This is a genomic window from Dongia sp. agr-C8, from assembly GCF_054658695.1.
This window is the reverse complement of record NZ_BAAGHZ010000002.1, coordinates 1,192,154-1,216,500: the sequence shown is the minus strand read 5'-3', so window position 1 is coordinate 1,216,500 and position 24,347 is coordinate 1,192,154. Positions and strand designations below refer to the sequence as shown.

The 24,347-nt window shown below is 66.7% G+C and carries 23 protein-coding genes; 13 read left to right on the top strand and 10 right to left on the bottom strand.

Annotated elements, in window-relative coordinates; genetic code table 11:
* Window positions 1-10: 10 nt before the first annotated feature.
* Window positions 11-1,114, bottom strand: a complete 1,104-nt coding sequence (locus tag ACYQ4T_RS13360) for an MFS transporter (RefSeq protein WP_459854786.1) — start codon at window positions 1,112-1,114, stop codon at window positions 11-13.
* A gap of 249 nt (window positions 1,115-1,363) precedes the next feature.
* Between ACYQ4T_RS13360 and ACYQ4T_RS13355 the strand changes: the two genes are divergently transcribed.
* The 4 genes from ACYQ4T_RS13355 (at window position 1,364) to ACYQ4T_RS13340 (ending at window position 3,320) form a co-directional block, all read left to right on the top strand.
* A complete protein-coding gene (locus ACYQ4T_RS13355; protein WP_459854783.1) occupies window positions 1,364-1,894 on the top strand; it encodes a regulatory protein RecX in 531 nt (176 codons plus the stop codon).
* 168 nt (window positions 1,895-2,062) lie between these two features.
* Window positions 2,063-2,386 (top strand): ArsR/SmtB family transcription factor, encoded by a 324-nt coding sequence (locus ACYQ4T_RS13350; protein ID WP_459854781.1) that lies wholly within the window; start codon window positions 2,063-2,065, stop codon window positions 2,384-2,386.
* Window positions 2,383-2,823: an SRPBCC family protein gene (locus ACYQ4T_RS13345; protein WP_459854779.1), complete on the top strand. Its 441-nt coding sequence runs from the start codon at window positions 2,383-2,385 to the stop codon at window positions 2,821-2,823. Before ACYQ4T_RS13350 ends, ACYQ4T_RS13345 begins: the two co-directional genes overlap by 4 nt.
* An 11-nt stretch (window positions 2,824-2,834) precedes the next feature.
* Complete coding sequence (locus ACYQ4T_RS13340) at window positions 2,835-3,320, top strand: DUF1801 domain-containing protein (RefSeq protein WP_459854777.1); 486 nt, start codon at window positions 2,835-2,837, stop codon at window positions 3,318-3,320.
* 80 nt (window positions 3,321-3,400) lie between these two features.
* Here ACYQ4T_RS13340 and ACYQ4T_RS13335 read toward each other — a convergent pair whose 3' ends face one another.
* Complete coding sequence (locus ACYQ4T_RS13335) at window positions 3,401-4,831, bottom strand: aminotransferase (protein WP_459854774.1); 1,431 nt, start codon at window positions 4,829-4,831, stop codon at window positions 3,401-3,403.
* 83 nt (window positions 4,832-4,914) lie between these two features.
* Here ACYQ4T_RS13335 and ACYQ4T_RS13330 point away from each other — a divergent pair, with 83 nt between their 5' ends.
* The 4 genes from ACYQ4T_RS13330 to ACYQ4T_RS13315 all read left to right on the top strand — a co-directional run bounded on the left by ACYQ4T_RS13330 (window position 4,915) and on the right by ACYQ4T_RS13315 (window position 12,799).
* Window positions 4,915-5,550: a TetR/AcrR family transcriptional regulator gene (locus ACYQ4T_RS13330; protein WP_459854772.1), complete on the top strand. Its 636-nt coding sequence runs from the start codon at window positions 4,915-4,917 to the stop codon at window positions 5,548-5,550.
* 134 nt (window positions 5,551-5,684) lie between these two features.
* Window positions 5,685-7,469 carry an autotransporter assembly complex protein TamA gene (locus tag ACYQ4T_RS13325; protein WP_459854770.1) on the top strand — a complete coding sequence of 595 codons (1,785 nt, stop codon included), beginning with the start codon at window positions 5,685-5,687 and terminating at the stop codon, window positions 7,467-7,469.
* The gene (locus tag ACYQ4T_RS13320; RefSeq protein WP_459854767.1) at window positions 7,469-11,803 is read left to right on the top strand and encodes a translocation/assembly module TamB domain-containing protein; all 4,335 of its coding nucleotides are present in this window, start codon (window positions 7,469-7,471) and stop codon (window positions 11,801-11,803) included. The genes ACYQ4T_RS13325 and ACYQ4T_RS13320 overlap by 1 nt, the downstream gene beginning before the upstream one ends.
* A 117-nt stretch (window positions 11,804-11,920) precedes the next feature.
* On the top strand, window positions 11,921-12,799 hold the full coding sequence (locus ACYQ4T_RS13315; RefSeq protein ID WP_459854765.1) for an RNA polymerase sigma-70 factor: 879 nt from the start codon (window positions 11,921-11,923) through the stop codon (window positions 12,797-12,799).
* Between the two features lie 103 nt (window positions 12,800-12,902).
* Here the strand turns inward: ACYQ4T_RS13315 and ACYQ4T_RS13310 are convergent, their stop codons facing one another.
* The 4 genes from ACYQ4T_RS13310 to ACYQ4T_RS13295 all read right to left on the bottom strand — a co-directional run bounded on the left by ACYQ4T_RS13310 (window position 12,903) and on the right by ACYQ4T_RS13295 (window position 16,573).
* Window positions 12,903-13,349, bottom strand: coding sequence for an NfeD family protein (locus ACYQ4T_RS13310; protein WP_459854763.1), 447 nt, complete (start codon window positions 13,347-13,349; stop codon window positions 12,903-12,905).
* 17 nt (window positions 13,350-13,366) lie between these two features.
* Entirely contained in the window at window positions 13,367-14,341 is a 975-nt protein-coding gene (locus ACYQ4T_RS13305; protein WP_459854761.1) for an SPFH domain-containing protein, read from the bottom strand.
* A gap of 133 nt (window positions 14,342-14,474) precedes the next feature.
* Entirely contained in the window at window positions 14,475-15,344 is an 870-nt protein-coding gene (locus ACYQ4T_RS13300) for a phytanoyl-CoA dioxygenase family protein (protein WP_459854759.1), read from the bottom strand.
* 173 nt (window positions 15,345-15,517) lie between these two features.
* Window positions 15,518-16,573 carry a DNA recombination protein RmuC gene (locus ACYQ4T_RS13295; RefSeq protein WP_459854757.1) on the bottom strand — a complete coding sequence of 352 codons (1,056 nt, stop codon included), beginning with the start codon at window positions 16,571-16,573 and terminating at the stop codon, window positions 15,518-15,520.
* A gap of 124 nt (window positions 16,574-16,697) precedes the next feature.
* On the opposite strand from ACYQ4T_RS13295, the gene def reads away from it, so the two are divergent.
* From def to truA, 3 genes are read left to right on the top strand one after another with little or no spacing between them, the layout of a single operon-like run.
* Complete coding sequence (def, locus tag ACYQ4T_RS13290) at window positions 16,698-17,222, top strand: peptide deformylase (protein WP_459854754.1); 525 nt, start codon at window positions 16,698-16,700, stop codon at window positions 17,220-17,222.
* Between the two features lie 4 nt (window positions 17,223-17,226).
* Complete coding sequence (gene fmt / locus ACYQ4T_RS13285) at window positions 17,227-18,141, top strand: methionyl-tRNA formyltransferase (RefSeq protein WP_459854751.1); 915 nt, start codon at window positions 17,227-17,229, stop codon at window positions 18,139-18,141.
* Entirely contained in the window at window positions 18,138-18,875 is a 738-nt protein-coding gene (gene truA / locus ACYQ4T_RS13280; protein WP_459854748.1) for a tRNA pseudouridine(38-40) synthase TruA, read from the top strand. The genes fmt and truA overlap by 4 nt, the downstream gene beginning before the upstream one ends.
* Before the next feature lie 557 nt (window positions 18,876-19,432).
* On the opposite strand, the gene ACYQ4T_RS13275 is transcribed toward truA, so the two are convergent.
* Together ACYQ4T_RS13275 and betI are read right to left on the bottom strand one after the other, a co-directional pair.
* Complete coding sequence (locus ACYQ4T_RS13275) at window positions 19,433-20,128, bottom strand: HAD family hydrolase (protein ID WP_459854746.1); 696 nt, start codon at window positions 20,126-20,128, stop codon at window positions 19,433-19,435.
* On the bottom strand, window positions 20,125-20,853 hold the full coding sequence (gene betI, locus ACYQ4T_RS13270) for a transcriptional regulator BetI (RefSeq protein ID WP_459854743.1): 729 nt from the start codon (window positions 20,851-20,853) through the stop codon (window positions 20,125-20,127). Before betI ends, ACYQ4T_RS13275 begins: the two co-directional genes overlap by 4 nt.
* A gap of 17 nt (window positions 20,854-20,870) precedes the next feature.
* Here betI and ACYQ4T_RS13265 point away from each other — a divergent pair, with 17 nt between their 5' ends.
* The gene (locus ACYQ4T_RS13265; RefSeq protein WP_459854740.1) at window positions 20,871-22,019 is read left to right on the top strand and encodes a trimethyllysine dioxygenase; all 1,149 of its coding nucleotides are present in this window, start codon (window positions 20,871-20,873) and stop codon (window positions 22,017-22,019) included.
* 3 nt (window positions 22,020-22,022) lie between these two features.
* Here ACYQ4T_RS13265 and ACYQ4T_RS13260 read toward each other — a convergent pair whose 3' ends face one another.
* Together ACYQ4T_RS13260 and ACYQ4T_RS13255 are read right to left on the bottom strand one after the other, a co-directional pair.
* Window positions 22,023-22,598 (bottom strand): hypothetical protein, encoded by a 576-nt coding sequence (locus ACYQ4T_RS13260; RefSeq protein ID WP_459854738.1) that lies wholly within the window; start codon window positions 22,596-22,598, stop codon window positions 22,023-22,025.
* 23 nt (window positions 22,599-22,621) lie between these two features.
* Window positions 22,622-23,068: a YcgN family cysteine cluster protein gene (locus ACYQ4T_RS13255; protein WP_459854735.1), complete on the bottom strand. Its 447-nt coding sequence runs from the start codon at window positions 23,066-23,068 to the stop codon at window positions 22,622-22,624.
* Window positions 23,069-23,309: 241 nt separating this feature from the next.
* On the opposite strand from ACYQ4T_RS13255, the gene ACYQ4T_RS13250 reads away from it, so the two are divergent.
* Window positions 23,310-24,116, top strand: coding sequence for a peptidylprolyl isomerase (locus ACYQ4T_RS13250; protein WP_459854733.1), 807 nt, complete (start codon window positions 23,310-23,312; stop codon window positions 24,114-24,116).
* Window positions 24,117-24,347 lie beyond the last annotated feature (231 nt).

Sequence of the window (24,347 nt, the reverse complement as noted above, 5' to 3'; positions counted from 1 at the left end):
TTGCGGCGCCTCACGCGCTTCGTAACGCACGGACTCCCAGCATCACCAGCAGCACGCCGGCGACGACGCTGACGGCGATCATGCCATGCGGGTTCCAGATCCACATCGCCGCGCCGCCCAGTAGCGGGCCGACGAAGGCGCCGAACTCCCAGAACATGGTGAAGATGGTGTTGGCGCTGGGCAGCTCTTCCTTGGTGAAGGCGCGGCCGAGCATGGTGAGCGAGGTGGTGTAGATCCCGTTGCCGAATCCGCCCCACACCAGCAGCAGGATCCAGACGCTCGGGTTGTCGATCGCGAAGGGCAGCAGCGCGGCGCCCAGCGCCTGCACCGCGCCGGAGAACATCAGGACGCGGCCGGCATTGAAGCGGTCGAGCAGATGGCCGACCGGAATCTGCGCCGCCATGCCGCCGACGATCAGCGCGGTCACCAGCGACACCGCCTCTGCCTCGGAGAGGCCCATGCGCACGCCGTAGACCGGCAGCAGGGTCATGTTCACCACCATGGTGCCGCCATGGATGACCGCCGCGACCATCGGCACCGGCGCTTGCCGCGCCGCCTGGCGCAACGGGATCGACTCATGGTGATGGAAGGTCGGCACGCTGCCGCCGGCCGCCGCGATCGGGACCGGCAGCACGGCCAGCGCCAGGATGGCGGCGCTGACGAAGAAGGGCAGGGCGCCCTCGACGCCCAGCACGCCGATCAGCAGAGGTCCACCCGCCGAGCAGGCGCTCAGCACCGTCACATAGATGCCGATGATCTTGCCGCGGGCATGGTCTGGCGCCAGCGCGTTGACCCAGGTCTCGCTGACGATCCAGATCACGCCGATCGAGATTCCCATGACGAAGCGCAGCGCGAACCAGGCCGGCAGGGACGGCAGCAGCGGGAACAGGATCAGGCACAGCACGGCGATCGCGGTGCCGGCGACGATGCTGGCGATGGCGCCCAGGCGGCGCACCAGCACCGGCACGAAGACGCCGCAGAGCAGCACCGCGACCGGCGGCATCGCGGCCAGCGCGCCGTTGGTGATGGAATCGATGCCGCGCCGTTCGAGATTGACCGAAAGCAGCGGCCCGACCAGGCTGTAGATCAGCGCGACGACGCCGACACTCGCCATCACCGCCACAAGCCCGCGCAGGCTGACGCGCCTCGCGCCCTCGTCTCCCGCCCCCGTCTTCGGGGGAGGCAATCCCTCTTCTCCCTCCCCCGTCTTCGGGGGAGGGGTGGGGAGGGGGTGCCGCGCGCTCGACGGTTCCGTCATCGTCCGCTGATCGTCCAAGAAATGTCCCCGCCTGCCGTCCGGCCGCGACTATCGACGCCGCGCCACAAAGTTGCAAGGCCGTGCCGGTCGGCTTAGACATCGAATATGCCGCGCCGGATTCGCAAGCTCGCCCCCGCCGATCTGAAGGACGCCGCGCTCCATTATCTCGGGCGCTACGCCGCCTCGACCGCGCGGTTGCGCCAGGTGATGACGCGCCGGATCAAACGTTCGGCCAAGGCAAACGAGCTCGATCCCGAGCCCTTGATGCAGGAGCTGGAGCGCGTTGTCGCCATGCTCCACCGCACCGGCCTGCTCAACGACGAGGCCTTCGCCGAAGGCCGCGCCCGCAGCCTCAACCGCCGCGGCGGCTCAAGCCGCCAGATCGCGGCGAAGCTCGCCGCCGCGGGTGTCGCGCAGGGGACGACGGCGCAGGCGCTCGCTAGCCTCAACGACGACATCCCCGATGCGGAATTCACCGCCGCTCTGGCCTATGCGAAGCGCCGCCGCTTCGGTGCCTTTCGTGCGACTCCGGATGAAACGCCGGAGCGCCGCCGCAAGGACCTGATGTCCATGGCCCGCGCCGGCTTCGCCTTGGACCTCGCCCGTCGCGCGCTGAAGGGTGAGAGCGACCTGTAGAAATCGAGTTCGCTGCAAGACCCTCACCCTGGCCCTCTCCCTGCGGGCGAGGGGACGCTGCGGGACGTGAGAACCAGCAGACCGGAATTCGCTCCAAATAGCCTTGACTAATCCATAACCTACTGGCTATACGATTATCCATAGCTGACGAGTTATGGATTTATCTCCATGTCGAACACCCATGACGTGCTGTTCCGGACCTTGGCCGATCCCACGCGGCGGGCGATCTTCGAGCGACTGTGCCGCGAGGGCGAGCAGACGGTGGGCGCGCTGACCGCGCGTGCCGGTGTCTCGCAGCCCGCGGTCTCGAAACATCTCGGCGTGTTGAAGCAGGCCGGGCTGGTGCGCGACCGGCAGGAGGGACGGCAGATCCACTACACCGCGCAGCTCAAGGCGCTGGCACCGCTGATCGACTGGACCAGCCGGATGACCGGCTTCTGGCAGAACCGCTTCGATGCCCTCGAAGACTTGCTCAAAAGGATGGACCAATGACGACCGACTCCGCGACCGAAACTCGCTCCGTCACCCTCGAGCGCGAATTCCCGCATGCCCCCGAGAAGCTCTGGCGCGCGCTGACCCAGCCGCATCTGATCGCGGAATGGCTGATGCAGAACGACTTCCAGCCAACCGTGGGTCATCGCTTCCGTCTCAACGCGCAGCCCCAACCCGGCTGGAACGGCATCATCGACTGCAAGGTCCTGGTGGTGGAGCCGCTCAAGACGCTCTCCTACACCTGGGCCAGCGGCGAGGGCGACTTCGCAATCGAGACCGTCGTCACTCTGTCGCTGTCGGCGAAGGGCGCCGGCACGTTGCTGCGCATGGAGCAGACCGGCTTCCGTCCCGATCAGAAGCAGAACTACAACGGCGCCAAATACGGCTGGCAGCATTTCCTGGGACAGCTTGACCAGGTCCTGGCCGGAATCGCGTGAAGGAACAAGGCATGGCGAAGAAATCCGTCGCGACGCCGAAAACGGCGAAACCCAAGGCCCGGCCGAAGCTCAAGAAGAATGCCGACGGCGGCGTGCTGCTCTCCGGCGGCAATCCGCAGATCGCCAAGGGTGACGGCAATGCGCCGGTGCAGGCCTACATCGCCGCGATGCCGGATTGGAAACGCGACGTCGGCAAGCGGCTCGACGCGTTGATCACCAAGACTCTGCCCAAGGTGCAGAAGGCGGTGAAGTGGAATTCGGCTTTCTACGGCGTGGAGGGCGGGGGCTACTTCCTCGCCTTCCACGTCTACACCCGCTACGTGAAGGTCGCGTTCCTCCAGGGTGCCAAGCTCAAACCCCTGCCGCCCGGCCCCAGCAAGGACAAGGACGCACGCTATCTCGACATCCACGAAGGCGATGCGATCGACGAAAAGCAGTTCGCCGACTGGGTGAAACAGGCGGCGAAGCTGCCGGGCTTCCTCGGCCCCAAGGTTTGAAGGCCGAAGGGCTGACCGCTGATCGGCCGGAACAGAACGAGTGCAATGGCGGAGCGGGGGATCGCAAGAGCAGCCCGCTTTTAGAGATGGCCTTCCTTCTTCAGATCCGCCGTCGCCGCCTCGATACCCTTGCGCAGGATGCCGACCAGTTCGTCGATCTGCGCCTCGGTCAAGGTGAGCGGCGGGGAGATCACATTGAGCGCCCCGAGCGGCCGCACGATCAGGCCCAGCCGCTCGCAATGATCGGAGATCCGCTTGCCGATGTTGACCTCGTCCGGCAGATGCTCGCGCGTTTCCTTGTCGGCGACGTTCTCGACGCACATCATGAAGGCCTTGCCGCGCACCTGGCCGACGATCGGCAGATCCAGCAGCTCGTTCAGCTTCTTCTCGAGATAGGGCCCCATCTTCTGTACATGGCCGCAGATATCGTCCCGCTCCATGATCGCGATGTTGGCGAGACCCGCCGCGCAGGCCACCGGATGGCCGGAATAGGTATAACCGTTGGTGAACCAGTTGTCCGGATCGGGCGCGCTCATCGCGTCGTAGATCTTGTCCGAGAAGATGCAGGCGCCGAGCGGCTGGTAGCCGGAGGTCAGGCCCTTCGCCGTCACGATCATGTCCGGCTCGATCCCGAACACGTCCTTGGAGGCGAAGAAATGCCCGAGCCGGCCGAACGCCGTCACCACCTCGTCTGAGATATAGAGCACGTCATGCCGCCGGCAGACTTCGAGGGTCCGCGCGTGATAGCCCTTGGGCGGCACGATCACGCCGCCGGCGCCCATGATCGGCTCGGCGAAGAAGCAGGCCACGTTGTCGGGGCCGATCTCCAGGATCTTCGCCTCCAGCTCCGCGACCAGATGGTCGCAGAACTCCGCTTCGCTCATCCCCTCCTGCCGGGCCTTCTCCGAGCGATAGAAATTCGGCGAGGAAACGTGGTGAATCCACCCGTCGAGGAAGTTAAGGTAGGGGCTGCGATCGCCGGGCCGGCCGGTGATCGAACCGGTGAGGTAGGTACTGCCGTGATAGGCATCGATCCGGCTGATCACATGGAGCTTGGACTTCTTGCCGCGCCGCGCATGGTAGTAATGCGCGAGCCGGACCGCGGTGTCGTTCGCCGTCGAGCCGCCGCAGGTGAAGAAGACCTTGTTGAGATCGCCCGGCGCCAGCGCGGCGAGCTTGGCCGAAAGCTCCGCCGCCGGGACATTGGTGGTGTCGACGAAGGGATTGTAGAAGGCCATGCGCGTCGCCTGGGCGGCGATGGCATCGACGATCTCCTTCCGCCCATAGCCGGCGTTGACGCACCAGAGCCCGCCGATGCCGTCGAGATAGCGCTTGCCGGAAATGTCGGTGACGTAGACTCCCTCGGCCCGGTCCATGACCAGCGAGCCGTCCTTCTTGAAGGAGTCGAAATGGGTCCAGGGATGGACGAAGTGGTCGCGGTCCTTCCGCCAGATGTCCTGCGGGTCGACCTGTGCCAGATCCGCCGCCCAAACATTCGCCGCGCCGCTCATGACTACGCTCCATTCTTCGTCTGGGCTAAATCTTATAGCGACTATAAAATTATAGTCAACCTAGGAAAGGTTAACGCGCGGGCATGAGCGGATTGCGCGAGAAACAGAAGGAAACCCGCCGCCAGGCGATGCTGGCGGCGGCCGCCAAGCTGTTCAAGGAGCAGGGTTTCGCCAAGACCTCGATGGAGGACATCGCGGCGGCGGCGGAGCTCTCGGTCGCCACCGCCTACAACTACTTCAAGACCAAGGGCGAGATCTGCGTCGCGATCTACAAGGCCGACCGCGATCTGGTACAGCAGGCGACCGACCGCATCATTGCGGCGCCGCCGAAGGATCCGGTGGCCGCGATCTGCAAGCTGATCGAGACCGATTTCGAGACCGAGGTGCCCTTCATCGACCGCGGCGCCTGGGAGGCCTTGTTCCTGGCCGCCTTCCAGAGCCCGCCCGGCGTGACCGAAGCCTGGAGCGGGGCCGCCTTGTTCCGGGTCGACCAGTATCGTCGCCTGTTGAAGACCTTGCAGGAACGGGGCTCGGTCGCGGCGGAAGCCGATATCGAGAGCGCGGCCCAGCTCCTGGGCGCGCTGGATTTCTCCTTCTTCTTCACCTGGATCGTCGAATGGCGCACCGGCTCCGGCGCGCCGCGCCGCTTCCTGGATGCCGCCAGGAAGCGCAGCTTGCGCGCCCAGGTGAAGCAGCTGGTCGCTGGCCTCAGGGCCTAATGGCCAAGGTCAGGTTCGAGGCCTGATCGCGTATAAGTCAGCGAACCCGGCCGCGGGCTCGCGTGTTGAGTACAGGAAGTGCGGCATTTCCAGGGATAAGCGAGGGCATGATTCAACGGCGGAGGATCGCGGGTATGCTCCTGGCGCTGGTCCTCGCGCCATCCGCCGCGCTCGCCGCCGAGTACAAGGTGGAGATGACCAAGGTCGAGGACGCCACCCTCGGCGCCGCCCTGCAATCGAGCTCGACCCTGGTCGAGCTGGAGGAGAAGCCGCCGGAGGACGTGACCGCGCTCCGCCGCCGCGCCATCGAGGATCTCGCGCGCCTGCAGAAGGCTTTGCGCTCCGCCGGCTATTACGACGGCAAGGTCACGATCACGGTCGATGGCGAGACGGTGGTGCCGGGTGCGACGCCCGGCGACTATGAGGACGCCAGCAAGAAGCAGATTCCGGTCGCGATCAAGATCGAGCCCGGCCCGCTCTACAAGCTCCGCAAGATCGAGGTCGGCGGCTATCAGGGCATGCGGTCGCGCCTCGAACCCGGCACCGCGGCCCGCGCCGCCTTGATCATCGCCGAGCGCCGCCGGCTGCTCGACAAGGTGATGGCCGAGGGCCATCCCTTCGCCGCCGTCGAGCTCAGGCCCGCAACGGTCGATCATGCCACGCATGAGCTCGACGTGAGCTTCGCGGTGAGCCCGGGCCCGGTCGCCGATCTCGGCAAGGTCACGGTCAAGGGCCTCGACTACACCAATCCGGATTTCGTCGCCAGGCGCGCGGTCTTCCCGCCCAAGACCAAGTACAGCCCGGCGGCGCTGGAAGCGCTGCGCAGCGACCTGCAGTCGCTGGACCTCTTCAGCGCGGTGAAGGTGACGCCGGGCGCCGCGCTCGATGCCGACGGCACGCTCCCGGTCAGCGTCGAAGTCACCGAGCGCGAGCGGCATTTCGTCGGCTTCGGCGCCAGCTACTCGACCAATGACGGCGCCGGCGCCACCGCCTATTGGGGCACCCGCAATCTCTTCGGCAGCGGCGAGCGGCTGCGCTTCGATGCCACGGTCGATGGCGCCGATCCCGGCGAGATCACCGACAAGCTCGACTACCGGCTCTCGAGCAACTTCCGCAAGCCGGATTTCATGACCCTGCGCCAGGATCTGGTGGCCAGTCTCGTCGCCGCCGACGAGCACGATCCCGACACCTTCGACAAGCGCGCTGCGACGCTCAACGTCGGCTTCGAGCGCACGCTCTCGAAGACGGTGCGGGTGAACTACGGCTGGGAAATCGAGGCCGCGCATATCAAGGACGACACCGGCAGCAACGACTTCTTCCTCAACGGCCCGACCGCATCGATCGCCTATGACACCAGCGACGATCTTCTGAACCCGACCCGCGGCGTGCGCTTGACCTTCGGCGGCGAGGCGCTGCCGACCTGGCTCGGCTCGAGCGAGGACATCTACACCCTGAACGGCACGGCGGCCGGCTATCTCAACCTGGTCGGCAAGGGCGACCTGGTGCTCGCCGGCCGGCTCGGCGTCGCCAGCGCCTTCGGCAGCAGCCTCGAGGACCTGCCGGCGGATCGCCGTCTCTATGCCGGCGGCGGCGGCTCGGTGCGCGGCTACGAGTTCCGCTCGATCAGCCCGGAGAGCAGTGACGGCGACGAGATCGGCGGCAGGAGTTCCATCACCGGCAGCATCGAGCTGCGCTATCGCTTCCTCGAGGATTTCGGCATCGTGCCCTTCTTCGATGCCGGCACGGTCTCGCCGGACTCGACGCCCAACTTCGATGAGCCGATCCAATACGCCGCCGGCATCGGCTTTCGCTACTACACCAGCTTCGGCCCGATCCGCGCCGACATCGCCGTGCCCTTGAACCCGCGCCACGACGACGATCCGGTCGCCTTCTATGTCAGCATCGGGCAGGCCTTCTGATGCGCCGGGCCGTGAAGATCGCCCTCGGCATCCTCGGCACCCTGATCGTGCTGCTGCTGATCGCCTTCGGCCTGTTGCAGACCGGTTTCGGCAAACGCCAGATCCTTGCCTTCATGGAAGCCCAGCTCTCCGCGCCACCGGCCAGGTTCGAAGCGCAGGCGTTGGAGGGAGTTGTGCCTTTCGACATGAGGCTCGTCGGCGGCAAGCTCTCCGACGAGAAGGGCGTCTGGCTGGAAGCCGACCGCCTCTCGCTCACCTGGTCGCCCGCGGCCTTGCTCGCAGGCACCGCTTCGATCGAGACGCTCGCCGCCGATCGCATCGCGGTGCTGCGCCCGCCGATCTCGCCGCCGTCGCCACCGAGCAGCGAACCCGCCCCGCTCGAACTGCCGCGTCTGCCGGTCGCGATCGACCTCAAGCGCCTTGCCGTCGAGCGCCTGGAACTGGGGCCGGAGTTTCTGGGCGAACCGGCGGTGTTCGCGATCGAGGCGAACGCGCGCCTGGGCGATCCGGCCAAGGGGCTGCAGGCCGCGCTCGCCCTCAACCGCATCGACCGCGATCTCGACCGCGTGAAGCTCACGCTCGACTACCGGCCGACGGCCGATACCTTGGCGCTCGAGGTGAAGGCCGAGGAGCCGCGCGGCGGCCTGCTCACCAAGCTGATCGGCCTGCCGGGCACGCCGAAGTTTGCGCTCTCGCTTTCCGGCAGCGGGCCGCTTGCCAACTGGCAGGCCCGGGGCCAGGCCGTTTCCGACGATCAGCCGATGCTCGACATCAGCGCCGGCAGCAAGGGCCCGGCCGAAGACCGCACGATCGCCTTCAACGCCCAGCTGCACGATGCACCGATGCTGCCCGCTGACATCAGCCCGCTGATCGAAGGCGGCGTCACGGCCGACGGCCAGATTCACATCGCCGCCCCCGACCGGCCGATCCGCATCGACCACCTGAAGCTCGAGACGCGGGCCGGAACGGCTACGGCGCAAGGCACGATCGCACCGGATCAGGCGCTGGACCTCAATCTCGATCTGCGCCTCGCGGGTTCGGAGCCGTTCGCCGCCTTGCTGCCGCCGGAGCTCCGCTGGGATGGTGCGACCGCACAGCTTCGCCTCGCCGGCCCCATCACCCGGCCGAAGCTCACCGCCGAAAGCCGCCTCAACAACCTCGGTTATGCGCAATACGGCATCGGCGAGGGCCAGATCAGTCTCGCCGCCGATCTCGACACCGAGAAGCTGCGCGCCGACGACGCGACGCTTTCGGTTGCCGCCAAAGCGGTCACCGTCCCCGACCCGAAGCTGCAAGCCATGCTGGCCGACGGTGCCACCCTCGACTTCGCCGGCGCACTGGATCAGCACGGGGCCATCACCGCCGATCACCTTCAACTCCGGGCCGGCACGGCGGTGCTCGACGCCGAAGGTACCGCGGCCGGCTGGGGCGTCGAGAGCACCCAAGTGAAAGGCAAGCTCGCTCTCGGCGACCTTGCGCCCTTCCTGGACTTCGCCGGATTGCAAGGCAAGGGCAAGCTCGACGCCGGTCTTGCCTTCGATCGGACCGAGGAAGGAATGTCGCTGGACCTCGATGCCGCGGCGGCGGACCTTTCGATCGGAATCGCCGAGGCCGATCGCCTGATCGGCGCGACACCCAAGCTCGCCCTCAAGCTGCACCAGGATCAAGCCGGACTTCTGACCGTCAATGCAGCGAAGCTGGAGGGCGGCAGCGCCGCACTGACCGTCGGCGGCACGATGACCCCGGAGCAGATACTCGATCTCAAGGCCGACGCGACCCTCGCCGACCTCGGCCGGGTCGTGCCGAATGCCAAGGGCGCAGTTGCGCTGGCTGCAACAGTCACCGGCAACGCCGCCGATCCGGCGGCGAAGATCCGGATCGGCAGCGAACGGCTGAGCTTCGACCAGTTCACCATTGCGCGCGTCCAGGCCGCGATCGATGCGCGCGATCTGGTCTCAGCGCCGAAAGCGGCGATCGATGCGGAAGCCCAGGTGAACGATCTGCCGGCTTCCCTGCGCGGCAAAGGCGGCTTCGACACCTCCATCAGCAAGGCAGCCGCCGCCAGCCTCGACGCGCGGCTCGGTGCGACCAGCGTCACCGGCAAGCTCGACATCGTCGGCGGTCTGCTCAACGGCACCCTCGCTTTCGCCAGCCCGAACCTCGGCGAATTGGCGCCGCTGATCGGCACCGCCCTCGGGGGGAGTGCCAAGGGTACGGCCGAACTGCGCGCCGCCAAGGGAAAGCAGAATGTCGCCCTCGATCTCACCGCGTTTCAGCTCGCCGCTTCGGATACGACGGCCGCGAAGATCCAGGTGACCGCTTCGGCCGCCGATGCCTTCGGCAAAGATCCGGCGCTCGACGCGGCGCTGACCGCCGGCGGCATCGAGGCCGGCGGCCAGTCGATCGACCAGCTCGATGCCAAGGCAACGGGCCGGCTCGGCGATCTTGCGGTCTCCGCGGATGCGACCGGCAAGGATCTCGCGCTGGCGACCCGGCTCAACCTGCAAGCCGCCGGCGAGGCGACCCATATCGCCCTCGCGCAACTCGACCTCACCTTCCGCAAAGTCCGGGCCAGCCTGCAGCAGCCGGCGGAGGTGACGCTCCAGGGTGGGACCACCCGCATCGCCAACCTGGTGATCGCAAGCGGCGGCGGTACGGTGGCGCTGGATGTCGATCTCGGCGCCGACAGCAATCACCTCGCGCTCACGTTGAAGCAGCTCCCGACCTCACTGGCGGAAGTGGTCGCGCCCGACCTGCATCTCCTCGGCACGCTCGACGGCACGCTCGAGCTCGACGGACCGAAGCGCGCGCCGCAGGCCAGGCTCGCGCTCACCGGCAAGGGCCTGGGCGTTGCTGGCGCCTCGACCCAGCTGGTCGATCTCAACCTCAACGGCGACTGGACCGCGGGGCGGTTGACGGCCGACGGCAAGGCGATGCTGGGCAAGGGCAGCGGGCTCGATTTCAACGCCGCGCTGCCGGTGGCGGCGGATCCGGCCACCGGCTTCCCCGTCTTCAATCCGGGCGCCGCGCTCACCGCTTCGGCCCAGGGCGAGATCGACCTCGGCCTGGCCAATGCCTTCATCCCCGGCGGCGCCGACCACGTCGCCGGCCGCGCGGCGGTCGATCTCGCCGCCGGCGGCGCGGTCGGGCAGCCGGTGCTGTCCGGCAAGGTCGCGATCACCGAGGGCAAATACGAGAACCAGCGCTACGGCACGCGCCTGAAGAATCTCACCGCCCAGCTCGAGGGCCAGGGCAGCAAGCTGCGGCTGGTTTCCTTGAGCGCGCGGACGCCGGGCGGCGGGACCTTGAGCGGCGAGGGCGATATCGATTTTGCCGGCGCGATGCCGGTCGCCATCGCGATCCACATGGACAAGGCGCGCATGCTCGACGCCCCGATCGGCACCGCCGTCACCGCCGGCGACCTGCAGATCAAGGGCAGGCTCGGCGACGACCTCGCGCTCTCCGGCCAGGTCAGGATCGTCAAGGCGGAGATCCGGATCCCGGACCAGCTGCCGGTGGATGTCGAGGAGATCCCGGTCAAGGAGATCAACCTGCCGCCGGCCCGCCAGGCCGAGGTCGATGCCGCCGCCGATGCCCCGCCGCCGAAGACGGTGAAGATCGGCCTCGACCTCGCGGTCGACGCGCCGGAGCAGGTCTTCGTGCGCGGCCGCGGCCTCGATGCCGAGATGGGTGGCGCCCTCAGGATCACCGGCACCGCCGACGCGCCGATCATCACCGGCGCGCTCAAGCTGCGGCGCGGCGATTTCGATCTCTTGAGCCGGCGCCTCGATTTCAACAAGGGCATCGTCACCTTCAGCGGCGCCGAGCGCATCGATCCGGTGCTGGATTTCGCCGCCACCACCAAGCTGCCCGAAGCCGACGTCACGGTGACCGTGACCGGCACGGCGTCGCGTCCGGTGATCGCGCTCAGCTCTTCGCCCGCTCTGCCGCAGGACGAGATCCTGGCGCGCCTGCTGTTCGGCAAGGCCAGCGGCGCGCTCTCGCCCTTCGAGGCGGTGCAGCTGGCCCAGGCCATGGCCCAGCTGACCGGCGTCGGTGGCGGCGGGCCGGGCGTGCTGGACAAGATCCGCAAGGGCCTCGGCCTCGACCGGCTGGATATCGAGGCGGGCGAGGGCAGCGCCACCTCCGCGCCCAGCCTGAGCGCCGGCCGCTATGTCTCCCGCGGCGTCTTCGTCGGCGCCAAGCAGGGTGCCACGCCCGGCAGCAGCGCCGCCACGGTCGAAATCGAGCTCACCCCGAACGTCAAGGTCGAGACCGACGTCGGCGCCGATTCAACGGGTAAAGCGGGCATCAATCTCGAATGGAACTACTAGAAGCCCTCCCCCGTCTGCGGGGGAGGACTGGGGGGGCCACAAGCTCAGCCCCCCGCTTGTCACAACAGCGCGCCTTGATTCGTCCTATAAGGACGAAACCACCGGAAAGCCGCCGCCATGGCCGAGAACACCGACATCCATGCCCACCGCCGCCAGCTCCAGGCGATCGCCTACCGCATGCTCGGCTCCATGGCCGAGGCGGAGGACGCGGTGCAGGAGACCTTCCTCCGCTGGCACCGCCAGGACCAGGCGCAGCAGGTGGCGGAGATCCGCGAGCCCAAGGCCTGGCTGATCACCACGCTCACGCGGCATTGCATCGACCGGCTGCGCGCCGCCAAGGCGCAGCGGGAGTCTTATGTCGGCATGTGGCTGCCCGAGCCGGTGGTCGAGGAGCCCGCCGCCCAGCCGACCGACCGCCTGGAGCTGGCCGAGAGTCTCTCGATGGCCCTGCTGATGCTGCTGGAGCGGCTCTCGCCCGATGAACGCGCCGCCTTCCTGCTGCATGAGGTGTTCGAGACCGACTATCCGGATGTCGCGCGCATCCTCGGCAAGACCGAATCCGCCTGCCGCCAACTCGTCCACCGCGCCAAGGAGCGGGTCAAAGCGGGCAAGCCGCGTTTCGTGCCGTCACGCGCCGAGCAGGAGAAGGTGATGGCGGGCTTCCGGCGCGCGGTCGAAAGCGGCGACGTCGCCGGCCTCGCCGCCCTGTTCAGCGCCGACGCCACGCTCTACACCGACGGCGGTGGCAAGGTCACGGCGACCCGCAACCCGATCTACGGCGCCGAAAAGATCGCGCGCTTCTTCATCGGCGTGCGCGACAAGCAGCCGGACGGCCACCGGATCGAAGCGCGGATCATCAACGGCTCGCTGGGCTACGTCGTCTATGTCGGCGACAAGGTGCTGCAGGCGAGCCACTTCGAGTTCGACGGCGACCGTATCGCCGAGGTGCACATCGTCCGCAACCCCGACAAGCTGCAGCACCTGATGCGTGGATGAGGCTTCGTCGGAGAAAGATGCCCGGGTCAAGCCCGGGCATGACGCTTCCAAAAGTCCGTCGCCCGCGGGCTTGACCCGCGGGTCTGGTGCCGCAGAGGCTTTGTTACAGCCTTCTCTCCACCGTCAGCACCGCGCCGCGGACGCCGGTGACCAGCACCTTGGCGCCGTCGGGGGCGTCGTCGCCTTCGGCGCTCCAGACCGAATCGTCGATCTTCACCCGGCCGCGGCCGTTGACGATCGGCTCGACCAGGGCGCCGGTGCGGCCGACCAGGGAGTCGCCGCGGCGGTTCAGGTTCACGTCATCGGTGGCGATGGTCATCTTGCGGCCGAACTTGTACCAGCCGAGCACCGAGAGGCCGGACAGCGCGGCGAACAGGATCAGCTGCACCTCCCAGCCCATGCTGGCGAAGACCAGCGTGACCAGGCCGATGATCAGCGCGGCGCCGCCCAGCCAGATGAAGAAGAAGCCGGGGGTCAGCATCTCGATGCCGGCGAAGACCGCCGCCAGGATGAACCAGTGCCAGAATTGCAGATGATCGAAGCCGGACATGGTCTCCACCTCAGCTCTTAGCTCTGCGGGCGGCTCAGCACGCTGCTGGTCCGCTGCTGCTGCTGATCCCCCTGTTGTTGTCCAAGGGCGGACTTCGCCAGCTCGGCGATGCCGCCGATCGCGCCGATGACATTCGCGGCCTCGAGCGGCATCAGGATCACCTTCTGGTTCGGCGCGGTCGACAGCGCCTGCAACGCCTCGACATACTTCACGCCGAGGAAGTAGTTGATCGCCTGCACGTTGCCCCGCGCGATGGCATCGGAGACGAAAGACGTCGCTTTCGCTTCGGCTTCCGCTTCGCGCTCGCGGGCCTCGGCGGCGCGGAACGCGGCCTCGCGCTGGCCCTCGGCCTGCAGGATCGCCGACTGCTTCTCGCCTTCGGCCTTCAGGATCGCGGCCTGGCGGAAGCCCTCGGCTTCCAGGATGTTGGCGCGCTTCTCGCGCTCCGCCTTCATCTGCCGCGCCATGCTGTCGACCAGCTCCTTCGGCGGGGCGATGTCCTTGATCTCGATGCGGGTCACCTTGATGCCCCAGGGCTGGGTCGCGTCATCGACCACCTTCAGGAGCTGATGGTTGATCTTGTCGCGCTGGCTGAGCAACTCGTCGAGATCCATCGAGCCCATCACGGTGCGGATGTTGGTCATGGTCAGGTTGAGGACCGCGACCTCGAGGTTGTTGACCTCATAGGCCGACTTCGCCGCGTTCAGCACCTGGTAGAAGACCACGCCGTCGACGCTCACCATGGCGTTGTCCTTGGTGATGACCTCCTGGGTCGGCACGTCGAGCACCTGCTCCATCATGTTGACCTTCGCGCCGATGCGGTCGATGAAGGGCACGATCAGGTTCAAGCCCGGCGTCAGCGTGTTGGTGTAGCGGCCGAAGCGCTCGACCGTCCATTCGCGGCCCTGCGGCACGGATTTAACGCCCATGAAGACGAGCAGAATCGCCACCACCACGATGACGATGGCGAAGACGCCGACGATCGAGAACATGTGCTTCCCCACAGGTTGAAACCCGGCCGCGCATTGCGACCTGATGTCGCAAAGTAATGTAATGGAGCCGGACCGGGGTTCAAGCGAAACCGGATAAGCGCCTGTTGCCGCTCGGCGATTTAGTGCCCGATGGTTAACCGTCGTAGGTCGCGGCCTGCTGCGAGAAGAAGGAGGCCTGCGCCGGCTTCTGCGGCAGTTGCAGGGTGAAGTCCTTGGAGCGCACACGCCCGGTGCGCTCGCCGCGCACCACCAGGCCTTCGAGCCTGCTCGGCACCGGGTTGGGGACCAGCGGCACCGCGTCCTCCGCCGAGTAGACGCAGATGAAGAGGGTGCGCGGCATCGCCGAAAGATTGGGCTTGGAGCCGTGGGCGAGCCGCGTGTGCATCAGGCAGACGCTGCCGGCCTTGCCGAGGCAGAGTGCCGCGCGGCTTTGCATCGCGTCGGCGGTCTTCTCCTCGATCGATCCGGTGAAGGCGCCGTTGTGCCAGAGCGAATGCAATTCACCGCGATGCGAGCCCGCCAGCACTTCCAAGGCACCATTCTCCCCGGTCATGTCGTCGAGCAGGAGCAGGGCGGTCACCAGGTCGTCGTTGCTGTGCGGCGTGAAGGGGAAGTCCTGGTGCCATTTCACCTGGGTGGCCGCGCCCGGCAGCTTCGAATTGATCTTGCTGTGGTGGAACTTGACGTTGGGGCCGATCAGGTCGGCGACATAGTCGGTCATCCGGCTTGACGCCATCACGTCGTGAAAGGCTTGCGACACCTCGACCGGCGAGTTCACCCGCCGCAAGGCAGGTTGCGCGGCGTTGTGCCCCGGCTCGAGATCGAAGCGCGGCCGGCCATCGATCATCTCGCCGTAATTCTGGGTTTTGGCCCGGCTCTCCTCGACCCAGGCGCTGAAGTCGCGGCGCAGGCCAGCGAGCTCGGCCGGCGTGACGGCATTGGGCGCCATCAGATAGCCGTTCGCCCAGAAGAAGCTCTGTTGCTCTTCGCTCAGCACGGACATGCGCGCATGTTAGTGCGCAATTGCGTCTGATGGAACCGAGTTTGCGGCAAGACCCTCGCCCAACCTCGAGTGCTCGCGTGCATTGAGGTAGAAAGGCTGGCGCTACAGCGTCCCCTCGCCCGTAGGGAGAGGGACAGGGTGAGGGCCTTGACGCTGCCTGAGACCGAGCAGAACTACCCCGGCATGCGCTCCGGCAACGGCAACGGCGTCACCTTGTTGTCCTCGAGCTCGACGGATTCGATCTGCTCCGCCCGCTTGGTGACCTTGTCGGTGGAGATGCGGATCTGTCGCACGTCCTCGTTCGCCTGGTTGAAGTGGTTCTGCAGTTTCTCCACCCGGTCGTCCAGGCGGCTGACATCGGCGAGCAGCTCCCGCACCTTGGCCTGGATCACATGCGCCTGCTCGCGCATGCTGACGTCGCGCAGGACCGCACGGATCGTGGTCAGGGTCGCCATCATCGTGGTCGGCGAGACGATCCAGACTTTCGCGCGGCCGGCCTCCTCGACCAGGTTCTGAAAGTTGCTGTGCAGCTCGGCATAGACCGCTTCCGAAGGCAGGAACATCAGCGCGGAATCCGCCGTGGTGCCCGGCAGGATGTACTTCTCGGCAATGGCGCGGACATGGGTGCGGATCGCGGTGGTGAACTCGCGCTGCGCCAGCTTCATCGCGATGTCGTCCTTGGCCTCGCGCAGCGCGCGATAGGCTTCCAGCGGGAACTTGGCGTCGATGCCGATAGAGCCCGGCGGGTTCGGCAGCCTCAGCAGGCAATCCACGCGCTTGCCCGAGGGCAGTGTCGCCTGGAACTCGTAATTGGCGGCGGGCAGCACGTCGCGCACCAGGTCGGCCAGCTGGATCTCGCCGAAGGCGCCGCGCGACTGCTTGTTGGAGAGGATGTCCTGCAGCCCGACCATCTGCCCGGCGAGGCCGTCGAGCTTCTTCTGCGCCTCGTCGATCACCGCCAGCCGCTCCTTCAATTCGGAGAGCGAGCGGCCGGCCTCGCTGGCCGACTGCTGCAGCTTGTCGGCGACGCGGTTCCCGAGCTCGCTCAGCCGCCGGTCCATCGCCTCCTGGCTGCCGGCCTGGTGCGCGGCCAGCTGCTGCAATTGGCCGGCCAGCGCATCGATCCGCGGATCCGGCCGCGCGGTTTCCTTGGGCCGGAGCAGCAGGACCAGGATCGCGACGACGCCCAGCAGGGCCAGGGCGGAGAGGATGATCGGCATTTCGGACATGGCAGTTCTTCCCAAGAGATGCGCGACTCGGGGCCGCCCCTTGCTTGACGATAGTCCCGGAAATCCATAGGTAAAGGCACGAAACGAGTACGTCAGAGTAAAGTACGAAACAAGAACGAAAGCAATGGCCGTTCTGCCCATCATCGTGGCACCCGACCCGCGCCTGAAGCAGGTCGCGAAGCCCGTCGACAAGGTCGATGCCGAGACGCGCCGGCTGATGGATGACATGCTGGAGACGATGTACAAGGCGCCGGGCATCGGCCTCGCGGCGCCGCAGGTCGGCGTGCTGAAGCGTGTGATCGTGATCGACATCGCGCGCGAGGACGAGAAGCCGCAGCCCTTGCGCATGGCGAACCCGGAGCTGATCGCCGTATCCGACGAGGACGCGGTCTACAACGAAGGCTGCCTCAGCCTCCCCGAGCATTATGCCGACGTGACCCGGCCCGCCGCGATCAAAGTGCGCTATCTCGACCACGAGAACGAGATCCGCGAACTCGAGGCCGACGGGTTGCTCGCGACCTGCATCCAGCACGAGATGGACCATCTCGACGGCATCCTGTTCGTCGATCACCTGACGGCTCTGAAGCGCAACATGATCCTGCGCAAGCTGTTGAAGGCGAAGAAGAGCCAACAGCCCGTTTCCGCGTGAGCGCATGACGTCGCTCAAGGTGATCTTCATGGGCACGCCCGATTTCGCGGCGGTGGCCCTGAAGACGTTGATCGATGCCGGTCACGAAATCGCCGCCGTCTATTCCCAGCCGCCGCGGCCCGCCGGGCGCGGCCACGATTTGCGCAAGTCGCCGGTCCATCTTTTGGCGGAAGCGCAGGGTTTCCCGGTTCGTACGCCGGTCAGCTTGAAGTTGCCCGAGGCGCAGGCGGCGTTTGCCGCCTTCGGCGCCGATGTCGCCGTCGTGGCGGCCTATGGCTTGATCCTGCCGCAGGCGATCCTCGACGCGCCCAGGCGCGGCTGCCTAAACATCCACGCCTCCTTGCTGCCGCGCTGGCGCGGCGCCGCGCCGATCCAGCGCGCGATCCTGGCCGGCGATGCCGAGACCGGCATCTCGATCATGCAGATGGATGCCGGCCTCGACACCGGCGCGGTGCTGCTGGAGAAGCGGATCGCGATCGGCGCCACCGAGACCGCCGGCGAACTGCATGACCGACTGGCGGCGCTCGGCGGTGAAGCGATCGTCGCGGCGCTGGCTGGAAGCTTCACGCCGCGGCCGCAACCCGGCGAGGGTGTCACCTATGCCGCGAAGATCTCGCCGGAAGAAGCGCGGCTCGACTGGAATCGCCCTGCAGCCGAGCTTGCTCGCGCGGTGCGCGCCTTCAATCCGGTCCCGGGCGCCTGGACTACGCTGCCGAATGGCGAGCGGCTGAAGATACTCTCGGCCCTGGTCGCCGAGACCACGGGCACGCCGGGCACGCTCCTGGACCGGGAACTCACCATTGCCTGCGGCGAAGGCGCCTTGCGGCCGCTGCTGGTGCAGCGCCAGGGCAAGCGCGCGATGGAGACCGGCGAGCTGCTGCGCGGCCTGGCGCTCAAGCCCGGCGAGCGTTTCGCATGACGCGCTTCAAGCTCACCCTCGAATATGACGGCGGCGGCTTCGTCGGTTGGCAGCGCCAGGACAACGGACCCTCGATCCAGCAGTCGCTCGAAGAGGCGGTGTTCCGCATCACCGGCGAGACCGTGCTGGTGCAGGGCGCCGGTCGCACCGATGCCGGCGTGCATGCACTCGGCCAGGTCGCCCATGTCGATATCGAGAAGGAAATCGCGGCCGATAAGCTGAAGGACGCGATCAACCATCACCTGAAGCCGGCGCCGATCGCCGTGCTGGCGTCGGAGGAGGCAGCCGAGGATTTCCATGCGCGCTTCTCGGCCACGGGGCGCGCCTATCTCTACCGCATCGTCAATCGCCGCGCGCCGCTGACCGTCGACCGCGGCCGGGCCTGGCTGGTCAATGCGCCGCTCGACGGCACGGCGATGCACGACGCGGCCCAGCTGCTGGTCGGCCATCACGACTTCTCCACCTTCCGCGCCTCGGAATGCCAGGCGCAATCGCCGGTGAAGACTCTGGACCGTCTCTCGGTCCACCGCGTCGGCGAGGAGATCCAGCTGATCGCCGAGGCGCGCTCCTTCCTGCATCACCAAGTCCGCAACATCGTCGGCACTTTGCGCCTGGTCGGCGAGGGCAAATGGTCGAAGGGTGATCTCCAGGAAGCGCTCGAAGCCAGGGACCGCAGCAAGGGCGGCCCAACCGCGCCGCCGGATGGGCTGTATCTGACGAGAGTTAGCTACTGAGCTCGGCGTCCGAGTTCTTCCTCCCCCGTCTTCGGGGAGGTGAGGTGGGGGTGCCGCGTGATGAATCTGGACGCCGCCGACCGCAACGCATCACGTTCCAGGAAAGCGCGTCGCGCGTCGCGGAGTTCGGCCTCAGCGTCGCCGCAGAATTCTGGTCGAGGTTCCTGGTCGATGCAGTCGCGGCCCATCGCAGCAAGTAAACTCGACTCAAGCACGCGCTTCGGCACCGGACAAGCGGTGCCGATCGTGGTATAAGAGACTGGCTGTTTGAAATCGTGAACCTCACGTCGCGCAACACGCACTTCGCTGTCGCACCCGCGACCCGGACAGGACCCGGACAGAAGAAAGTTTGCATGCGCATTCCGCATGAGACGAAGGCCGCAGCCGGAGATTTTGCATGGCTCTTCTGCGCGATGATGGCACAGGGGCTTCCGTTGCATTGACCCAGCATGTACGGAATGCGGCGCGCCGGCACAGGATCGACGGACCGGCTGGTCGGTTGCATTGACCCAGCATGTACGGAATGTGGCGTCAGTGTCCTTCCCTGGCGCAGCAACCTATTGCTGCCGCTGCAGCCAGCCCGGAAGTTCGCGGATGCTCTCCAGCTTGGCGAAGCGCGGCGAGTCCGAGGGCGGCTCGGCATGCTCATGCGCCCAAGTGATGTGATAGGGGATGTGGATGCCCCAGAGGCCCGCTTCCAGCGCCGGCAGCACATCCGACTTCATCGAATTGCCGATCATCACCGTCGCCGCGGCTTGGATGCCCTGGCGCGCGACGATGCGGCGATAGGTGTTGGCATCCTTCTCGCTGACGATCTCGATCGCCTGGAAGTAATCGCCGAGCCCGGAGCGTGCCAGCTTCTGCTCCTGGTTCATGAGATCGCCCTTGGTCACCATGACCAGCTTGTAGCCGTCCTTGAGCGCTTCGAGCGTCTCCGCGACCCCGGGCAGCGGCTCGACCGGATGCTCCAGCATGGCGCGGCCGAGATCGAGGATCTCCATGATGGTCTTCGCCGGCACCGCGCCGCGCGTCAGGTCGATCGCGGTCTCGATCATCGACAGCGTGAAGCTCTTGACCCCATAGCCGTAGAGCTTGAGGTTCTTGATCTCCACCTCGAGCAGGCGCGCCCGCATATGGTCCGGCTCGCCGTAATCCTTCAGCAGCCCGACATACTGGTCCTGGGTCAGGTGGAATATTGACTCGTTGTGCCAGAGCGTGTCGTCGGCATCGAGCGCGACGGTGGTGATGGTCACGTCAGCAATCCCTTCTTCAAGCCATCGATCCAGCGGTGGGCGATGGCGGCGGCCTCGGACGCGCTGAAGGTCTTGGGGTCGAGACAATGCTCCAGCCAAAGCCCGTCGAGCAAGGCGGTGAGCGCCAGGGCTGCTTGCCTGGCTTCGATCGCAATGCCGTGCTCGCGCGCCAGTTCCGCGACCATTCCCTCGAGCTGTCGGCGATAGCCGGCATAGACCTTGGCGTGGATCTTGTGGATCTCGGGGTCGGTGCGGGTCAGGCTCCAGAAGGCGAGCCAGACCGCGAGCAGGTCGGCATCGAGCAAAGGCGGCTTGAAGCTGGTCTCGATGAAGGCATGCAGCCGTGCCTCGGCCGAGGGCCCGGCGGCGGCGAGCGCTTCGTCGAGGATCGCCGCGATCTGCTTGCCGGTCGCGCGATAGGTCTCGGCGACCAGGTCCTGCATGCCCTCGAAGTGATGCCGCACCAGGCCCGGCGAGACACCGGCCTCCGCCGCCACATGCCGCACCGAGGTCCCGGCGAGGCCGTCGCGCGCGAGGCAACGCGCGGTCGCCTCGATCAGCTGCTGGCGGCGGCTCTCCGGCAGGTCGCGGGTGAACTTCGGGCCGGGGTTGGCGCCGGGGCTGGGTTTGGGGGGAATGGTCGCGTCCTCACAATTGTACGGGCGTAAAATAACCGCTTGCAGCTTATTATACGATCGTATAATTACGCAGTTCAGCTCGGACACAGCCGGTGGAGGCAGCCATGTTGCGCGATGTCAGGATCGAAGGGGGTTCGGCGGTGATCGCCTGGACCGACGGGCACCAGGTGAGCGTGCCCTTGCTCTGGCTGCGCGACCATTGCCCCTGCCCGCAATGCCTGCACCCGGAGACCCGGCAGCGCCTCTCGGACCAGGTGGCCTTCGACGACGCGCTCACCGTCCGCCGCATCAGCATCGCGGCCAACGCCCCGGAGCTGGAGATCGAATGGGCCGGCGACGCCACGCATGTCAGCAGCTTCGACGCCGCCTGGTTGCGGAACGCCACGCGCCTCGCCAAACCCGCGGCGCCGGCGCTCTTCCTCTGGGACGACGCGCGGCTCGGCGGCGCCGTCCCGCATGTCGCCTATGAGGCGCTGATGGCGCCGGGCGATGCCGGCGAGCGCGTGCTGAAGGACTGGCTGGAGCAGATCGAGCGCTTCGGCTTCGCCTTCGTCGAAGGCACGCCGGCGACGCCGGAGGCGACGCAAGCCGTCGCACGCCGCGCCGCCTATATCCGCGAGACCATCTTCGGCGGCTACTACGACTTCACCGCCAACATGGAGCACAAGGACACCGCCTACACCTCGATGGCGATCGGGCCGCATACCGACGGCACCTACAGCTTCGACGCGCCGGGCTACCAGATGTTTCACTGCCTCGGCCTCGATTGCGTCGGCGGCGACAGCGTGCTGGTCGACGGCTTCGAGATCGCGGCGATCATGGCGGCCGAGATGCCTGATCTCTACCGCGTGCTGACCGAGGTCGAGGTCACCGGCCAGTATCTCGACCATGAGAAGGGCATCCACCTCATGGCCAAGCGCCCGGTCTTCCGCCTCGACTCCGCGGGCCGCCTGGTGCAGGTCAGCTTCAACCACCTCGACCGCGCACCGCTGTTCCTCCCCGAGCGCGAGCTCCAGGCCTTCTATCGCGCCTATGGCGCCTTCGCGCGTCTCGCCAACGACCGCAAGCTGCAATATCGCCGCCGCCTGGAGCCGGGCTCGCTGGTGCTGTTCGACAATTGGCGCCTGCTGCATGCGCGCGACGCCTATCAGGGCTATCGACGGCTCGCCGGCGCCTATCTCAACAAGGAGGATGTCGAGAGCCGGCTGCGGGTGCTGCGCCTCAGGGAGAAAGAACTGGCGGAAGCAGCCTGATCTTCAGAACATCGGCCCGTGGATGAGGCCATAGAACACGAGATCGAGGATTCGACTGAGGCTGAACTCCGCCACGACCAGCGCGATAATGACGCCGATTCCGGTATCCAGCAGCCGCCAGAACGCGAAGAACTCGCAAGCGGTGACGAAGACGATGACCAGCCAGAACAGGCCGTAGACTAGGCTGTCGTCCAGTCCATAATAGCCGGCGACCACGATCGGGAATTGCAGGCCGACGCTGAGAATTGAAAGCCAATTGTAGACGGCGATCGCGCCGTAGACGCGCGCCTCGCGGTCGATGGCCCGGCCGGCATAGAACAGCAGCAACGGGAACGAGACCCAGCCCAGTGCATAGCTGATCAATTCGCCGAAGACGACGCGGCCCATATCGGTGCCCTCGGGCCACTTCGCGCCGAGGTGTATCAGGAAGAGCACGATCGGCAGCAGCAGCGCGGCCAGCCGGAAGGAGCGCCGTGCACCCCGTGCCGAAAGGTCGAAGCAGCCGGCGAAGCCGGCATCGAAGCGGGCGAGGCGCAGCAGGCCGAGCAGCGCGATCTCAAATTCTGCGAAGCTGATCATGCGGGGAGTGTGGCGCGTTCCGGTTACTTGATCCAGTCGATGATGTGGTCTTCGAGGTCGCCCGCGGCACGCTCCGAGATCGCCCGGCCGCGAACCGAGATCCCCGCCTGGTGCACGGTCTTGGGGTCGCCCGAGACCAGCGGGTGCCACCAATGCAGGTCGCGCCCCTCCGCCACCAGTCGATAGCCGCAGGTCTCCGGCAGCCAGTCGAGGCGGCGGATATTGCGCGGGGTCAGCTGCACGCAGTCCGGCACGATCTCCTTGCGGTGCTTGTAATCCTTGCAGCGGCAATTCCTGAGGTCGAGTTGCTTGCAGGCGACATTGGTGAAGTAGAGCTCGTTGCTGTCGGCGTCGCGCAGCTTCTCGAGGCAACAGCGCCCGCATCCGTCGCACAGGCTTTCCCACTGCTTGCGATCCATCCGCCCCAGGGGGGTCGTCTTCCAGAAAGGTGCATCTTCGCTATCGGCCATGGCCGGCACCGTAGTCCTGCGGGCGCGGCGATGCAAACTTCGGCCCCGCGCCGAACTTCCAAGGTGCGACTCGCCCCGCCCATCGAGTCAATCGCGCGCGATGGGCGGCGGTGAAAAATTTACCGAAAATTTGATGCAATTTTTACTACCGGCGAATCGCGCGGCAAATGTATGACTCGGCTCGACAGTTTCGGGGACTCGATCCGTCCGCCTGCGGATCGAAGACTGCATTGGAATCGGGATGAGCACCTTCGCCCGCGATCGACGATCGCCCGAACGGGGATCGCTGACCGAGTTTGCTGTGGGACGCCCGCAGCGCCGCGCCTTCGATCTCATCGAGAATTTGGAGCTGCTGCGCCGCGCGCCGATGCGGCCGTCGAGCCTGCCGCTGAGTGCCGTCGAGCTTACCGCCGCCGAAACCCTGATGCGGATCGCGCGGGCCATGGCGCCGTCGCTGGACGAGATCCGCGCGATCGCGCGACGCTATGCGATCGCCGGAAGCGATGCCGAATTGCTGCGGCATCCCGAAATCGCCGAGCTGGTCGCAGAGCGGTTTCCCTACCAGCGACCGGACCGCGCCGCCTGTCGCGCCTATTACGAGGCGCACCCGGAGGCGTTCCGCGGCACCGATCTCTACGAAGGTGGCGAGATCCTGATCGGCGGCGATGTCACCGACCGCGACTGGCGGGGCGACGCCTATGGCCGCGCCGAGCGCATCATCGCGATGCTCCATTACGACCGGCGCGTCTTCAACGACCTGCTGCTCACTTCGGCCGCCAGCGCCGATGCGCGTGGCGGGCGGATCGGCCCGGTCGCCTGTGGCGCCTGGGAGAGCGAGGTCGCGGCGCCCTTCTTCAGCCTGAAGGCGGGCGAGGTCTTCCCGCTGCCGGTGCCCTCACGGCAGGGCTTCCATGTGCTGTTGATGGAGCGGGTCGAGGCGGGGCGGCTGCGCCCCTTCTGCGAGGTCGAGGCCGAGGTGGTCCGCCGCCTGGCCATGCGGTCTCGGCTCGCCGCCGCCTGGCGCCATTTGGAAAGCCTGGGCCGCTAACCAGGGCTTGTCATACCGCGAAGCCTGAGACGCCATTCCTGGCGTGTGGCCGGCCCGCCTCTGTAAAGCCGAATTAGCATAAAATTTTAGGTTCATTCTTGACTTCTGAAGGCATCAGTTCCTAGTCTTGATTGGACGAGCCGAGCACTTTTCGAGGGAGGCGGTCATGACCGCTCTGGTGCTACACGGCAGATCGCTGAATTTCCGGGGAAAGTCCAACCTTAACCTGGC

What these genes read in the sequence shown, in the direction of transcription:
- ACYQ4T_RS13295 (WP_459854757.1), bottom strand. Translation starts at nt 16,573, where the DNA reads ATGTCCGAAATGCCGATCATCCTCTCCGCCCTGGCCCTGCTGGGCGTC.
- ACYQ4T_RS13315 (WP_459854765.1), top strand. Translation starts at nt 11,921, where the DNA reads ATGGCCGAGAACACCGACATCCATGCCCACCGCCGCCAGCTCCAGGCG.
- ACYQ4T_RS13300 (WP_459854759.1), bottom strand. Translation starts at nt 15,344, where the DNA reads ATGTCCGTGCTGAGCGAAGAGCAACAGAGCTTCTTCTGGGCGAACGGC.
- def (WP_459854754.1), top strand. Translation starts at nt 16,698, where the DNA reads ATGGCCGTTCTGCCCATCATCGTGGCACCCGACCCGCGCCTGAAGCAG.
- ACYQ4T_RS13265 (WP_459854740.1), top strand. Translation starts at nt 20,871, where the DNA reads ATGTTGCGCGATGTCAGGATCGAAGGGGGTTCGGCGGTGATCGCCTGG.
- ACYQ4T_RS13330 (WP_459854772.1), top strand. Translation starts at nt 4,915, where the DNA reads ATGAGCGGATTGCGCGAGAAACAGAAGGAAACCCGCCGCCAGGCGATG.
- ACYQ4T_RS13260 (WP_459854738.1), bottom strand. Translation starts at nt 22,598, where the DNA reads ATGATCAGCTTCGCAGAATTTGAGATCGCGCTGCTCGGCCTGCTGCGC.
- ACYQ4T_RS13360 (WP_459854786.1), bottom strand. Translation starts at nt 1,114, where the DNA reads ATGGCGAGTGTCGGCGTCGTCGCGCTGATCTACAGCCTGGTCGGGCCG.
- ACYQ4T_RS13255 (WP_459854735.1), bottom strand. Translation starts at nt 23,068, where the DNA reads ATGGCCGATAGCGAAGATGCACCTTTCTGGAAGACGACCCCCCTGGGG.
- ACYQ4T_RS13305 (WP_459854761.1), bottom strand. Translation starts at nt 14,341, where the DNA reads ATGTTCTCGATCGTCGGCGTCTTCGCCATCGTCATCGTGGTGGTGGCG.
- fmt (WP_459854751.1), top strand. Translation starts at nt 17,227, where the DNA reads ATGACGTCGCTCAAGGTGATCTTCATGGGCACGCCCGATTTCGCGGCG.
- ACYQ4T_RS13340 (WP_459854777.1), top strand. Translation starts at nt 2,835, where the DNA reads ATGGCGAAGAAATCCGTCGCGACGCCGAAAACGGCGAAACCCAAGGCC.
- ACYQ4T_RS13250 (WP_459854733.1), top strand. Translation starts at nt 23,310, where the DNA reads ATGAGCACCTTCGCCCGCGATCGACGATCGCCCGAACGGGGATCGCTG.
- ACYQ4T_RS13335 (WP_459854774.1), bottom strand. Translation starts at nt 4,831, where the DNA reads ATGAGCGGCGCGGCGAATGTTTGGGCGGCGGATCTGGCACAGGTCGAC.
- ACYQ4T_RS13355 (WP_459854783.1), top strand. Translation starts at nt 1,364, where the DNA reads ATGCCGCGCCGGATTCGCAAGCTCGCCCCCGCCGATCTGAAGGACGCC.
- ACYQ4T_RS13350 (WP_459854781.1), top strand. Translation starts at nt 2,063, where the DNA reads ATGTCGAACACCCATGACGTGCTGTTCCGGACCTTGGCCGATCCCACG.
- ACYQ4T_RS13320 (WP_459854767.1), top strand. Translation starts at nt 7,469, where the DNA reads ATGCGCCGGGCCGTGAAGATCGCCCTCGGCATCCTCGGCACCCTGATC.
- ACYQ4T_RS13310 (WP_459854763.1), bottom strand. Translation starts at nt 13,349, where the DNA reads ATGTCCGGCTTCGATCATCTGCAATTCTGGCACTGGTTCATCCTGGCG.
- truA (WP_459854748.1), top strand. Translation starts at nt 18,138, where the DNA reads ATGACGCGCTTCAAGCTCACCCTCGAATATGACGGCGGCGGCTTCGTC.
- ACYQ4T_RS13325 (WP_459854770.1), top strand. Translation starts at nt 5,685, where the DNA reads ATGCTCCTGGCGCTGGTCCTCGCGCCATCCGCCGCGCTCGCCGCCGAG.
- ACYQ4T_RS13345 (WP_459854779.1), top strand. Translation starts at nt 2,383, where the DNA reads ATGACGACCGACTCCGCGACCGAAACTCGCTCCGTCACCCTCGAGCGC.